The organism is Enterobacter cloacae complex sp. P27C (assembly GCF_014895705.1).
In the GTDB taxonomy this organism is placed as follows: domain Bacteria; phylum Pseudomonadota; class Gammaproteobacteria; order Enterobacterales; family Enterobacteriaceae; genus Enterobacter; species Enterobacter bugandensis.
Map to the genome: position 1 here is coordinate 283371 of NZ_JADBQB010000002.1, position 13854 is coordinate 297224.

General features: G+C 55.6%; 12 protein-coding genes and 1 pseudogene. 8 read left to right on the forward strand and 5 right to left on the reverse strand.

Annotated features, from left to right (window positions below; genetic code table 11):
• The first annotated feature begins 56 nt into the window (after positions 1–56).
• From IM291_RS04810 to IM291_RS04830, 5 genes are all read left to right on the forward strand, one after another.
• A complete protein-coding gene (locus tag IM291_RS04810; protein WP_048961394.1) occupies positions 57–1625 on the forward strand; it encodes an ABC transporter substrate-binding protein in 1569 nt (522 codons plus the stop codon).
• A 97-nt stretch (positions 1626–1722) separates the two neighbouring features.
• A complete protein-coding gene (locus tag IM291_RS04815; RefSeq protein WP_048998937.1) occupies positions 1723–2736 on the forward strand; it encodes an ABC transporter permease in 1014 nt (337 codons plus the stop codon).
• Positions 2736–3569: an ABC transporter permease gene (locus IM291_RS04820; RefSeq protein ID WP_048998938.1), complete on the forward strand. Its 834-nt coding sequence runs from the start codon at positions 2736–2738 to the stop codon at positions 3567–3569. The genes IM291_RS04815 and IM291_RS04820 overlap by 1 nt, the downstream gene beginning before the upstream one ends.
• Positions 3562–4398 carry an ABC transporter ATP-binding protein gene (locus IM291_RS04825; RefSeq protein ID WP_192971438.1) on the forward strand — a complete coding sequence of 279 codons (837 nt, stop codon included), beginning with the start codon at positions 3562–3564 and terminating at the stop codon, positions 4396–4398. The genes IM291_RS04820 and IM291_RS04825 overlap by 8 nt, the downstream gene beginning before the upstream one ends.
• Positions 4385–5089 carry an ABC transporter ATP-binding protein gene (locus IM291_RS04830; RefSeq protein ID WP_048998940.1) on the forward strand — a complete coding sequence of 235 codons (705 nt, stop codon included), beginning with the start codon at positions 4385–4387 and terminating at the stop codon, positions 5087–5089. The genes IM291_RS04825 and IM291_RS04830 overlap by 14 nt, the downstream gene beginning before the upstream one ends.
• A gap of 43 nt (positions 5090–5132) precedes the next feature.
• Here the strand turns inward: IM291_RS04830 and IM291_RS04835 are convergent, their stop codons facing one another.
• The 4 genes from IM291_RS04835 to budA all read right to left on the reverse strand — a co-directional run bounded on the left by IM291_RS04835 (position 5133) and on the right by budA (position 9001).
• Complete coding sequence (locus IM291_RS04835) at positions 5133–5606, reverse strand: cold-shock protein (RefSeq protein ID WP_045260739.1); 474 nt, start codon at positions 5604–5606, stop codon at positions 5133–5135.
• 131 nt (positions 5607–5737) lie between these two features.
• Positions 5738–6508: a (S)-acetoin forming diacetyl reductase gene (locus IM291_RS04840; protein WP_192971439.1), complete on the reverse strand. Its 771-nt coding sequence runs from the start codon at positions 6506–6508 to the stop codon at positions 5738–5740.
• A 20-nt stretch (positions 6509–6528) separates the two neighbouring features.
• Positions 6529–8208, reverse strand: a complete 1680-nt coding sequence (alsS, locus tag IM291_RS04845) for an acetolactate synthase AlsS (protein WP_028012264.1) — start codon at positions 8206–8208, stop codon at positions 6529–6531.
• 13 nt (positions 8209–8221) lie between these two features.
• Positions 8222–9001, reverse strand: coding sequence for an acetolactate decarboxylase (gene budA / locus IM291_RS04850; protein WP_028012263.1), 780 nt, complete (start codon positions 8999–9001; stop codon positions 8222–8224).
• A gap of 105 nt (positions 9002–9106) precedes the next feature.
• Between budA and IM291_RS04855 the strand changes: the two genes are divergently transcribed.
• Complete coding sequence (locus IM291_RS04855) at positions 9107–9988, forward strand: LysR family transcriptional regulator (RefSeq protein WP_192971440.1); 882 nt, start codon at positions 9107–9109, stop codon at positions 9986–9988.
• Positions 9989–10180: 192 nt separating this feature from the next.
• A complete protein-coding gene (locus IM291_RS04860; protein ID WP_192971441.1) occupies positions 10181–10636 on the forward strand; it encodes a hypothetical protein in 456 nt (151 codons plus the stop codon).
• Between the two features lie 628 nt (positions 10637–11264).
• On the opposite strand, the gene IM291_RS04865 is transcribed toward IM291_RS04860, so the two are convergent.
• Positions 11265–13232: an SIR2 family protein gene (locus IM291_RS04865; protein WP_192971442.1), complete on the reverse strand. Its 1968-nt coding sequence runs from the start codon at positions 13230–13232 to the stop codon at positions 11265–11267.
• Positions 13233–13343: 111 nt separating this feature from the next.
• Between IM291_RS04865 and IM291_RS04870 the strand changes: the two are divergent.
• Positions 13344–13807 (forward strand): annotated as a pseudogene (locus tag IM291_RS04870) (type II toxin-antitoxin system HigA family antitoxin).
• The last annotated feature ends 47 nt before the right edge of the window (positions 13808–13854 follow it).

Genomic DNA, 13854 nt, shown 5'->3' on the forward strand with positions numbered 1-13854 from the left:
CGACCTAACGTAGCGGAGCATAAAACAATCACAATATATTCTTCTCAGGGATCGCTATGACAAAAAAACTGTTGCCGTTACTGATGCTGGCTGCGCTCTCAGGCGCTACCCACGCCGCTACGCCGCCGACGACGCTGGTGGTTGCTCAGGGTCTTGATGACATCGTGAGCCTCGACCCGGCCGAAGCCAACGAGCTCTCCAGCATCCAGACCGTGCCGAGCCTGTACCAGCGTCTGGTGCAGCCGGACCGCGATAATCCGGAAAAAATCACGCCGGTTCTGGCAGAAAGCTGGGACGCGGATGCGGCAGCAAAAACCCTGACCATCAAGCTTAAACCCGATGCAAAATTCGCCTCCGGCAACCCGCTGCGTCCGGAAGACGTGATTTTCTCTTATACCCGCGCCGTGACGCTGAACAAATCCCCGGCCTTTATCCTCAACGTGCTGGGCTGGGACGCGAGCAACATCGCCAGCCAGCTGAAAAAGGTGGACGATCATACCCTCCAGCTTCACTGGACGGCGGACGTTAGCCCCTCGGTGGCGCTGAATATCCTCTCCACGCCGATAGCCTCCATCGTCGATGAAAAGCAGGTCGCCGCAAACGTCAAGGATAACGATTTCGGCAACGCCTGGCTGAAAATGCACTCGGCGGGCAGCGGCGCGTTCAAAATGCGCGTCTATCAGCCGCATCAGGCCATCGTGCTGGAAGCCAACGATTCCGCCCCCGGCGGCGCGCCGAAGCTGAAAAGCATCATCATTAAGAACGTTCCCGATCCGGCTTCACGCCGCCTGCTGATCCAGCAGGGGGATGCGGACGTGGCGCGCGATCTGGGTGCAGACCAGATTAGCGCCCTGGACGGCAAGCCGGGCGTGAAGGTGCTGAGCATTCCGTCCGCCGAGCAGAATTACCTGGTGTTTAACACCGGCAACAGCGCCAATCCGCTGCTGAACAACCCGGCGTTCTGGGAAGCGTCGCGCTGGCTGGTCGACTATGACGGCATCACTAAAAACCTGCTGAAAGGCCAGTATTTTGTTCACCAGAGCTTCCTGCCGGTCGGCCTGCCGGGCGCGCTGGAAGACAATCCGTTTAAATTTGATCCGGCAAAAGCGAAGGCAATCCTCGCCAAAGCGGGCATTAAGGACGCGCACTTCACGCTGGACGTGGAGAACAAGCCGCCGTTTATCACTATTGCCCAGTCGATGCAGGCGAGCTTTGCTCAGGGTGGCGTGAAGGTGGATCTGCTGCCTGCCGCCGGGAGCCAGGTCTATGCCCGCGTGCGCGCTAAGCAGCATCAGGCGGCGATTCGTCTGTGGATCCCGGACTACTTCGATGCGCACTCAAACGCCAGCGCCTTCGCGTGGAACGACGGGAAGTCCAGCACCGTGGCCGGTCTGAACGGCTGGAAAATCCCGGAGCTGAACAAGGCCACGCTGGCGGCGGTTGCCGAACCGGATCCGGCGAAGCGTCTGGATCTGTACAAGAAGATGCAGGAACAGCTGCAGCAGAGCTCGCCGTACGTGTTCGTCGATCAGGGCAAAACCCAGATCGCGGTGCGCGATAACGTGAAGGGGTATCAGCAGGGGCTGAACGCGGATATGGTCTGGTACGATCGCGTCACGAAGTAGCCCTTGTTGCCGGGTGGCGTTGCGCTTACCCGGCCTGTGTTCTCGGTTTTTGTAGGCCGGGTAAGGCGAAGCCGCACCCGGCATGAAGAGATTTCCCATGCCACATCTTTCCACCCGCGTGCTTCAGGGTCTGCTGACCCTGCTGCTGACGCTCTTCGGGCTGCTGCTCGTCACGTTTGCGCTTTCGGCGTTTTCCCCGGTCAATCGCGTGCTGCAGATCGTCGGGGATCACGCCAGCCAGTCAACGTACGATCAGGTTCGCCACCAGCTCGGGCTGGATCGTCCCCTGCCCGTGCAGTTCTGGCACTATCTGCAAAATCTCGCCCACGGTGATTTAGGCACCGCCAGCGCTACCGGGCAGCCGGTGCTGCAGGATCTGCTGCACGCCTTCCCCGCTACGCTGGAGCTGGCGACGCTGGCGTTAATCATTGGGTCCGTGCTCGGCGTGACGGCCGGGGTGCTGTGCGCCCGCTACGCCGGTTCGCCGCTCGATGTCGCGATCAGAACGCTTACCCTGCTCGGCAACTCGGTGCCGATTTTCTGGCTTGGCCTGCTGATGCTGGCCCTGTTCTACGCGAAGCTGCAGTGGAGCGTGGGCCCCGGCAGGCTGGACGATATCTGGCAGTTCACCGTCGAGCCGCGCACCGGCTTTGCGCTGATAGACACCTGGCTTTCCGGCGATCGCGAGGCATTCCGCAACGCCATCAGCCACCTGGTGCTGCCGGTGCTGCTGCTGGCCTATTACTCGCTGGCAAGCATTACCCGCCTGACCCGCTCGGCCTGCCTCAGCGAAATGAACAAGGAGTACATCCTGCTTGCCCGCGCCAAGGGTGCCGGGGAGATGGCCATTCTGCTGCGCCACGTGCTGCCGAACATTCGCAGCACCCTGCTGACGGTGATCGCCCTGGCCTATACCAGCATGCTGGAAGGTGCGGTATTAACCGAAACCGTGTTCTCGTGGCCGGGCATCGGACGCTATCTCACCACCGCCCTGTTCGCCGGAGACACGACCGCGGTTATGGGCGGTACGCTGCTGATTGGCGTCTGCTTTGTACTGATCAATAACCTTACCGACCTGCTTGTGCGGGCGACCGATCCCAGGGTGCGCTGATGCCGTTTTATCTCTTCTTACGCCGCCTGCGCCGCTCCCCTGCCGCCGTTTGCGGACTGATTGGCCTCGCGCTGCTGGTGTTTATTGCCCTGTTCGCGCCCTGGCTGGCGCCGGTAGATCCGAACTGGCAGGACGCTGCCGCGCGCCTGGAGGCACCTGGCGCCCAGCACTGGCTGGGCACCGACAGCTACGGGCGCGATCTGCTCTCGCGCCTGATTTACGGCACCCGTCCGGCGCTCGGGCTGGTGGCCCTGGTGACGGTCATTACCCTGCCCGCCGGGCTGCTGGTGGGCATTTTGTCCGGCTACTACGGCGGCTGGGTGGAGCGTATCCTGATGCGCTTTACCGATGTGGTGATGTCGATGCCGCGCCTGATCCTCGCATTCGCGTTTGTGGCGATGCTTGGCCCGGGGCTGGTCAACGGCGCGCTGGCGCTGGCCTTAACCACCTGGCCCGCCTACGCGCGTCAGGCGCGGAGCGAGATTCAGCGTCTGCGCCACAGCGATTATCTGGCCGCCGCGGAGATGATGGGGATCCGCGGCCTGCGCCTGCTGGTCGGCCATATTCTGCCCCTGTGCCTGCCGTCCGCGATTGTGCGGCTGGCGCTGGATCTGGCGGGGATTATTCTGGCCGCCGCCGGTCTCGGCTTCCTCGGCCTTGGCGCGCGTCCGCCCATGGCCGAATGGGGGGCGATGATTGCCGACGGCATGCAGGTGATTTTCGACCAGTGGTGGATTGCCGCCATTCCGGGCGGCGCCATCCTGTTTGCCAGCCTGGCGTTTAACCTGCTGGGCGATGGCCTGCGCGACGTACTGGAGCCACAGCATGACTGAACACCGCGTTATCGTCGATGCGCTGAATATCGACTACCCGGCCGCGCGCGTGGTCAACAACCTGAGCTTTCGGCTTGGCAACGAGCGGCTGGCGCTGGTGGGAGAATCCGGCTCCGGTAAGTCGATGTCCGCCCGCGCCCTGATGGGTCTGGTGCGTAAACCCGGTATCGTGTGCGCGAACCGGCTTAACGTGCTTGGCAACGATCTGCTGACCCTGAACGCCCGCCGCTGGCAGGCGCTGCGCGGCAACGGGATTGCGATGGTCCTGCAGGACCCGCGCTACGCCCTAAACCCCGTGAAAAGCGTCGCCGCCCAGCTTGATGAGGCGCTCACGCTGCATCAGCGCCTGACGCGCCCGGAGCGTGCGGCGCGCATTCACGACATCATCAGCGCCGTCGGGCTGAACGAGAACGTGCTGTCACGCTATCCCGGCGAGCTTTCCGGGGGCATGGGCCAGCGGGTGATGATTGCGATTGCGCTGATCAACAACCCGCAGGTGCTGATTGCCGACGAACCGACCTCCGCGCTGGACGCCCGCCTGCGCAACCAGATCCTCGAGCTGCTGGTGCAGCAGTGCGAAGAACGCCAGATGGCGATGCTGTTAATCAGCCACGATCTGCCGCTGGTGGCGGAGCACTGCGACCGCGTGCTGGTGATGTATCAGGGTGAAAAGGTCGATGAGATGGCGGCAAGCCAGCTTCCGCAGGCGACGCATCCGTACACGCGCACCCTGTGGACCTGTCGTCCAGACGCCCATACTTATGGACAGATGCTGCCGACGCTCGATCGTTCGCAGCCGTGGAAGGAGGCCAGCGATGGCGCTCGTTGAGGTTAACCAGGTGCAGGTCACCTTCGGGGAAAAAACGGCGGTCTCTGCCGCCAGCTTTAGCATAGAGAGAGGCGAGACGTTCAGCCTGATTGGCGAATCCGGCTGCGGCAAATCGACCCTTCTGCGCGTGCTGGCAGGGCTACAGCGCGAGTGGCGCGGCAGTATTGCGCTGCTGGGAGAAACGTTAACGCCAGGGCGCCGCTTTGAAGGCAATCTTCGCCGCAACGTGCAGATGGTGTTTCAGGATCCGTGGGCGTCGCTGCATCCAAACCACACCATTGCGCGCACCCTGTCGGAGCCGTTAAGCCTCCACGGTGAAACGCAGGTTGCGGAAAAGGTGGCGGATGCGCTGCAGCAGGTGGGGCTTTCCGCCGAGGCGGGCAGGCGCTACCCGCACCAGCTTTCCGGCGGCCAGCGCCAGCGCGTTGCCATTGCCCGGGCGCTGCTGCTGCGCCCGCAGCTTCTGCTGCTGGATGAACCGACCTCGGCGCTGGATATGTCGGTGCAGGCGGAAATCCTGAACCTGCTTAACCGCCTGAAGGCCGAGCATGAGATGACCTATCTGCTGGTGAGCCACGACGCGGACGTGATTGCCCATATGTCCGACCGGGCAGCGTTTATGGCGCACGGGGCGATTCAGAAGGTGTTTGACCGTGAGGCGATGTTACGGGGCGAGCACAGAATGGGTTAAGTTTTGCAGGCCGGGTAAGGCATCGCCGCCACCCGGCAAACCATCACTTCAGCAGCTTCACCGTGGCATCAATGTCGATTTCATCTTCGGTAAAGATCATCGTCGTGTTCTGGAAGGTAGTGATCGCCAGCTTCTTCACCGTACGCATTTCGCCCGGCTTCTTGTCGGATTTTGGTTTGATGCTGTTCATCAGTAGCCCCACCGACAGCACCGCGTTCTCTTTGTCGATTTTGGTCTCAACGGGCTCTTCTTCGCTGAATACCACGAAGGATTTGATCGAGGTGAGCTTCACGCGCTCGCCCGCGATATAGAGATGCTTGCTCTCCGGGATCACCTTCACCGCATACGCGGAAAGGCCTTTGGTGTTGGTGGTTGGTTCGAAGGTCACCGCAGCGTCTTTTTTAATCAGATCGGGGTTCGCGACCTTAATCACATGAAAATAGCGGTTGTCGCCGTTTTCATCTTTGATAAATCCGAAGCCTTTATCTTTAAACCACGTTGTGATTGTACCGTTCATCGCTGTTACCGCCTGTCAGATCGTAATGACTAAAGTTTTGCAGCGCGCAGTGTAATGCACAATGGCGGAGGAGACAAAAAAAAGCCCCTGCTCGGAGGCAGGGGAAAACTCATGTCAGAGCTTATTAGAATTTAGTTGAACACCATCCCACCATCGATGAGCAGAGACTGGCCGGTCATATAGTCAGAATCTGGCCCCGCAAGATATGAAACGCAGGCGGCAACATCTTCCGGTTCGGACAGGCGGCCAAGCGTAATGCGTTTGGCAAAGGTCTCGGTCCCGTAGCCGAGCGGTTTACCCGCCGCCTCGGAAACCTGACGGTCGATCTCCGCCCACATCGGCGTTTTAACGATGCCCGGGCAGTAGGCGTTAACGGTGATCCCCAGCGGGGCAAGATCCCGTGCGGCGGTCTGGGTTAAGCCGCGAACCGCGAATTTACTGGAACTGTAGACGGCCAGCTCCGGGTTGCCGGTGTGGCCCGCCTGGGAGCAGGCGTTGATGATTTTGCCGCCGTGCCCCTCTTTGCGGAACGCGTCAATCGCGGCCTGGATCCCCCAGATCACCCCTTTCACGTTAATGTTGTAGACCTTGTCGACAATCTCCGGCGTGATGGATTCGATTGGCGTGGACGGCGCGACCCCGGCGTTGTTGACGATAACGTTGAAGCCGCCCAGCGCGGTGCGGGCTTTCTCCACCGCCGCAAATACCTGCTCGCGGTCAGAGACGTCCACCTTCACGGCAACGGCCTTCCCGCCGCTGCGGGTGATTTCATCGGCGACCGCTTTCGCCGTCTCCTCGTTATAGTCGGCGATGGCGACGGCAAACCCATCCTTCACCAGGCGAAGCGCGATCGCTTTACCAATCCCCTGGCCTGAGCCTGTTACGAGAGCCACTTTTTGCATTTCTCTGTCCTTATGTTGATTCACAAAATCTGGCTGAGATGGAGCTGGCCCATCAGCAGCGGGTTATCGCTGTAGTCGACGGGAATGGCCACCACGGCCGGGCCATCGACATCCATCGCCGCACGCAGCGTCGGTTCGAGCGCGTCGGCGCTCTCCACGGCAAAGCCTTTCGCGCCAAAGGCGTCGGCATAGGCTTTGAAATCGACCGGGCCGAACTCGACGCCGGAAAGACGCTGGTATTTTTTCTCTTCCTGAATGGCAACCATGTTGTAGGCGTTATCCACCCAGATGATGTGCAGCACGTTGGCGTTGAGGCGTACGGCGGTTTCCAGCTCCATGCTCGACTGTAAAAATCCGCCGTCGCCGGAGACCGACACCACCTTGCGGCCCGGGTTGACCAGCCACGCGCCAATCGCCCACGGCAGCGCCACGCCCATGGTCTGCTGACCGTTGGAGATCATCACCTGACGCGCGCGGAAGCTGTAGAGGTAGCGGGCGATCCAGATGTGGAAGCTGCCCATATCGACGGTAAGCGTCACGTCGTTATTCACGATGTCCTGCATGGCGCGCACAATGCGCAGCGGATGCAGGGCAAACTGGTTAAGCGATGCGCCGCGGCGGTCGAGGAGGTCCCGCTGATGCTGGCGATCGACCAGAATTTCCGAGGCGCGCTGGCTCAGTTCAAGCTTGTGCTCAATGCGGCTGGCGAGCAGATTCAGCGTGGCGGCGATATCCCCCACCAGCTCCAGATCGGGAACATACTTGCGCTCCTCATAGGCGGGCAGCACGTCAATGTGCACCAGCGTAGCGTCGCCGCTGTTCCACATGGACGGCTCGTATTCCACCGGGCTGTAGCCGATGCAGATAATCAGATCCGCCAGATGCAGCAGCCGGTCGCCCGCCTGGTTGTTAAACAGGCCGACGCGTCCGGCAAAGCGGGTGAAGTGCTCCTGATTCACCGCCCCGGCGGCCTGGTAGGTGCTGGTGACCGGGATACGGCTTTTCTCCAGCAGCTTGCGCAGCGCGGCGCTGTTGGCGGGCTGGCTGGCCATCAGGCCGAGTAAGATGACCGGGTTTTTGGCCTTTTCAATAAGCTTCGCCACGTCGTTAATGGCGGATTCCGGTGCCGGCCCCATCAGCGCGGGACCGCTGGCGGGCAAAATCGCCCCCGTGGTGGGCTGGTCGACAATATCCTGCGGCAGGCTGACAAACGCCCCGCCCGGCCTGCCGTGCTCGGCGGCGCGAAACGCGTTGGACACCACCTCGGCAATCGCGTCCGGGGAGTTCACTTCTACGGCGTATTTCGTCACCGGGCTGAACATCGCGACGGTGTCCATGCTCTGATGCACCAGCTTCGCTTTATCCGCCCGCTTCACCGCCCCACCCAGCGCTACCACCGGGTCGCCTTCGCTGTTGGCGGTGGCAATACCGGTGATCAGGTTCGAACAGCCCGGTCCGGAGGTGACCAGCGCCACCCCGGCTTTGCCGGTCAGACGCCCCACTGCCGCCGCCATAAACGCCGCGTTGGCCTCGTGGCGTACGGGAATGATCTCAATGGAGGAGTCCAGCAGGGAGTCAAAGACCTTGTCGATTTTTGCCCCCGGGATCCCGAACACCTGCTTCACGCCCTGCGCTTCCAGCTGGCCGACAACCATATCGGCGCCGTGCGCCCACTGACGTGACTGTTTCTCACTGTTCACGGTAGTTCTCCTGTTAGTTTTCGACGGCGCGGATAGCCGCATCAAGGTTGCTGGGGTGCAGGTTGGCCTGTAAAAACGCGCTGTCGGCGGGCAGGTCAATCATCAGCTTGTGAATTTCACCGAAGGTGAGCACGCCGCTCTCCAGCTGGTAATCGAGCAGATGGCCGCCGCCCTGTCGGTCGTCGGTGATGAAGTGTTCGTGATAGCCCGCCACGTTGATGCCCTGCATATGCTGCGGCGTGCGGAACCCCACCAGCACGCCCTCGCGCTGGTTAAAGCGGAACACCGGCTGGTCGTCCAGTACGTCGGTCATCGCCCGGTACGGCGGCGTCTGGCGCGGTACGGTGCGGGTGTGCGCGTGGCGGAAATTGCCGTCGATGCGCAGCGCGCAGAACAGGTTGTCGGAGGGGATTTGCTGGTCGATCACGTCGTGGATCTGCTGACGGCTGACCGGCCCGTCGAAGGTTTTGCGGTACTGCGGCTGGAACCAGGTCATCACCGCGAACGGCGTTTTTTGCTCCGGCTTCGCGGCGCGGGCGCTGCCGTCGGCGCGCAGCTGGTACACCTGGCTGCTGAAGGCAATCATTTCGCCGTCCAGCTCGTTAAAGGTGCCGAGGCCAAAATCGCCGTGTGCCAGCAGGTCGGCGATGGTGGTCTCCCCTTCGTAGACGCCGCTTAGCAGGGCGCTCATTAGCGATGTCTGATAGATCACGCTGTCAGGATGTTGAGCCGAGAACCCGCGCAGGGTTTCGCATAAACTCGCCTCACAGTCGCATGCAGATGAATGCATCATCATGCTCGTCCTCTTCAACTTTATTTATAAAGGTTAAATAAATGTTGACCCGATTCAGCAGAGAGTTCCAATATAGAATCCATGCTGGTTTGAGACGTTTTTGATATGGAACTTCGTTATCTGCGCTATTTTGTCGCGGTAGCACGCGAGCGACACTTCACCAGGGCGGCCAACGCGCTGGGTATTTCACAACCTCCTCTGAGCCAGCAGATCAAACGGCTTGAGGAGGAAGTGGGCACGCCGCTGTTCAGGCGCCTGACGCGGGGCGTGGAGCTGACCGAGGCGGGAGAAGCCTTCTATGAGGACGCCTGTAAGATCCTGGCGCTGAGCGACGCCGCGCTGGAGAAAGCCCGGGGCATCGCGCGCGGGCTGAACGGCAGCCTGTCGATTGGCATTACCAGTTCGGATGCTTTTCATCCCAAAATCTTCGCCCTGATCCGCCAGTTTCAGGTGCAGAACATGGCAGTGCAGGTTCACCAGGTGGAAGCCAACATGTCGTCGCTGACCACGATGCTGGCGGAGGGTGAGCTGGATATCGCCTTCGTGCGCCTGCCGTGCGAAAGCAGCAAGGTATTCGAATTAAAAATCCTCGACCGGGAGCCAATGGTGGTGGCGCTGCATCGCGATCATCCCCTGGCGACGTGCGATTCGCTGGCATTAGAGCAGCTTCGGGATACGCCGGTGGTACTGTTCCCGCAGGAGGTCGCGCCAGGCCTGTACGACCGGGTTCACGGCTGCTGCGAGCGGGCCGGAATAAACGTGCAGCGCGCGCTGCAGTCGTCGCAGCTTTCCTCTTCCCTGAGCATGGTCTCTGCCGGCGGCGGGTTCGCGCTGGTGCCGAAATCCATGGCGGCCATTTCTCCGCCGAATGTCACCTATCACACGCTGAGCTCACCGGAGCTGTATACCGACATCGCGCTCTGCTGGCGGCGCTTCGAACGTTCGCGGACGGTGAAGCGGTTTCTGGCGATGATGAGCGAGGATTAATGGTGCGGCGGTGCCCGGAAATGCCGTTCTGGAAGCCGCCTCGCAAACCTGCAAGCAACCTTATGTAATTCAGGGTTATCGCTTTTCATCCCTTGTTTATGGTCGTAAAGTGCCTGCGTTGCGGCACAACCGTAACCGGGCGTAGGAACCCGTTAGCATAACATGACGTTTTTTAGACAAAGAGGATGCTAAATGGCCACTACCCCAGGATTTTCTTACGCGCTCTCTGAAGAAAGCGCTGTTCATCACCTCATCAACGCTTCAATTTCCGATTCTGCGGATCTTTTTGAACTGGTCGATGCCTGTACCGCGTATGTCAGCGTACTGGTGGAAACTGACGACGCAGTGACCTTTGCCACCCTTTGCGAGCGACTGCTGGCTGCGCTGAAACGGCTGCGCAAGAGTTGTGACTCGGAACTTCCGCCGTATCTGGTCGAACGACTCATTGCGGGAGAAAAGATCGCCTCCTGCGTGCCGGAATGCTGGCAAGAAACGGCGCTACAGGTGGATTATGCCGTGGCGTTAACGCTGGCGATAATGGGCGGGACGTTGCCTGCGAACGTGGCGAAAGAACTCACCGGGCTGTTGCATGATATGGTCTGGCTGCTGGCGGAGTTTGTGAAGGAGCCGTATATAACGGCGCTCTGAAGCGGGCGATGGGAGACTGGCATTTTTATAGAATGTAGGCCATGACTTTCAAACGGTATCATTACTGCGCCAAGTCGTTCTCATTACCGTAAAAGATAATTAATGTGTTGTGTAATCGTAAGCCACCTAAGCATACATATGTTTACTAGAATTTGAACGATTTTGACTTGAGGCTATTGATTGTTAACCCAATCGACAGTATGCATTCGCTTTGTCGATCCCTGTAACTGTTAACTCATGTCAGGTAAACACAACTCATTGCACGAACGAAGTGAGTGAGTTTAATGCGCTCGCTAGGATTTAGTTATATTTACTTTCAGGGAAGAAATCCCATCATATTAGTAACGGTTACTTTTTTTCGGAAAAGTACGCTTAGATCGTTAACAAAGTAGGCTTGTAACTTCTACCGAAAAGCTGCTGCATCATGCTAAGAGAACAAGATAACACAACCTAACCTTCTGATAAATAAGAAAAAGGCCGCTTTAGCGGCCTTTGCCTTATTTCGTTAACAATGCTTTAAGTCTATCTTTATTAGCTTCTGGAAGTTTTGGGGAATTTAAGTTTTTTTCTTTCATAAAAGGCTCCTTGTGTCCATCTGTACTTACTTGTTAACAGTTTAGTTCAAATTTTAGATTGCAGTGCCCGAGTTATGCATCGTGTGTGTGGATTCAGTATCTTTTACCTCATCAATACCACTTGATATCGTGGGAGTCAATGAGCCGCTGATCTCGTTCTCATCCATCATCGTACTTGTTGGTAGATCTTCTACTTTTATTTGGTTATCAGCCACTTGATTATTGGATATACTCTCACTTTCAACTGGTTCTTCTGTTTCTTCAACATCTGGTACTTCAAAACCTTTAGTTAGAGCCAAATCGATAAGCTTTTCATACAATGGTGTTGATACAAGTGTGAATATAGGCATTTCAATCCATAAAATGCTTCTGAATGAGCTTTCCGAAAGCTGATCTGCGACACCAAATGCAGCTTCATCATCGTCGAGTAAGACAGCTGCGCCAAATGCAACCCAATAAGAATTATTATCGATTGACTGATTGTAAATATCCCTAAGACTGGACTTTTGCTTATCAGAAACTTGCTGCTCTGTCAACTTGGCAACCAAGACTTTATTAATTAAAATCATATCTTTATGATTTACATTTATAGGAAGGGACTCGATATATTCAAGGATATCAAGTGCTCTAGGATAATCTTCGTCCGAAATGAGCTCAACGCAGAAATTTACTGCCTTGCTAACTTCACTATCTTTTATTTTCGCGTAAGATTTAAGCAGTTTGATATTATCATCAAGTAAAGTTAAATCTCTTTTTTTCAAGGCAGCTCTACAAATAAGTATTACAGCCTCAATGAATGGACCATTTTCAAGATGCTTAAGACAATATTCTATGCATTCATCATATTCTTCTGCACGAAATGCTGAATTAGCAATAAGAAAATTAGGTGTGTTATAAAATAAAATATTATCCCTTCCTCCAGCAAAACGTGTTTCTTTAAGCATAATTTCTAGTGATTGTGTAATAGATGCGTCATCGATACTGGTTCTTTCCGATGGTAGAAGGGTTTTTATTTTTCTAACAAACTGACTTACTGAGTTTACCTGCCTAACATGATCGGCCAAATTGATCATATCAGAATTAATTAATGGATGAGTTGACAATTCATCCCCATCAGTGTCTTGCAGGGACGTAAAATATTTATCCAATTTTTTTGATAAAGCAGAATATGGGTTAACAACTTCATCTTGTAATTTACACCCTAGTGCGAGATGAAGTTCAGCCATAAATTCATCAAAACCTGTGATTTGTATTAAATGAAAGCGCGGGAAGCGAGCTAGATTTTTGAGACCATCAGGTAAGTCCTCAAACTTATCACGTGTACACCAATAAATACCATGAGGGAAACAATTTTTGCTATGCAATAATGTATTAAGCGTATCCATTATAGAGCGATCATGACCGGAGTAGCCAATGACTATCATACCGAATTCATTTGCGAACTGACGGAACTTAGACCGCATATTATCCTCAAGGGACTCAAGTTCTCGAATAGTATTTTTTATATTATCAAAAAGAAAATCACCATGAAGCTTTATTATCTTCGGTCTTGAAGACGTGAGCCTTACGCTGTTTATACTCGAATCATGAGCGCATACTACAGGCCTTAGGCTATCAGAAAATGTGTAGCATGCTTCATTAAGGAGATCGTCAAAGTTTGTTGTAAATACTGTATTAAAATGTTTTTCTTTGAGTAAATTGACTAAGTAAACATACCCCCAAGATGGATTAGCGGCTGTTATACAACTTTCAATATATTCTCTCCGCTGAGTTGGTTGATCATACAATGACTCAAATAACTCTGAATATTCATTATCTTTGTCAAACCAAACCTGTTTACGCACCTCACCTTCACCATGCATATCATCATATGCATCACGCCAATCTTGTATCATCCCCCCCGCACTTTTTACACCGCTAGTTATACTAGAGCCGGCACCTAAAAAAAGAGTGAAATTTGGATGATGGTTTTTAGTTGACGTTAGTATGTTGATTAAATGCTTTTGAGGTTTAATTTTCATCCAAGGTTCTCAGTGAGCAGTGGCGATTTCATCACCATATAAAGTTGAATTACAAACAGATTATATTATTAATTTCAACATAAAACAATGACTTATGCGACACAAATGATAATGAATTACGCAGCAGCCATCAAAGCGGCAAACGCTCTGACAAACGAGCTCCCTTCCTGGGTTCAAGCCCGTCGCGACAAGACTACGAGGATGCGCTGGCGCTGGTGGAGTATCTGATCGAGCACGACCCCGATAACCCGCTGGTAGAGATATTCACTTCCAAAATCGATAAATACGAAAATGAATCCCCGGAGTTTGCCGAATTTAACGCGCGTATTGCCAGCATTCTGTCAGGCGTTGCGTTATTGCGAACGCTGATGGATCAGTACCAACTCACTCAGAGCGATTTCGAGAACGAGATTGGTAAGAAGTCTCTGGTGAGTCGGATCCTGAATGGACAGCGCACGTTAACGCAGGAGCATATGCGAGCGCTGGCGAAGCGTTTTGACGTGCCGGTGAGCGCGTTTGTGGGAGATAGATGGAAAGTAGGCTCTGTGCGGTCATTCCGAGAGCTATTTGAATAATTGACAGTTAAAAAATCCTGGTAAATCACCAAGCCAATGTTTGCATT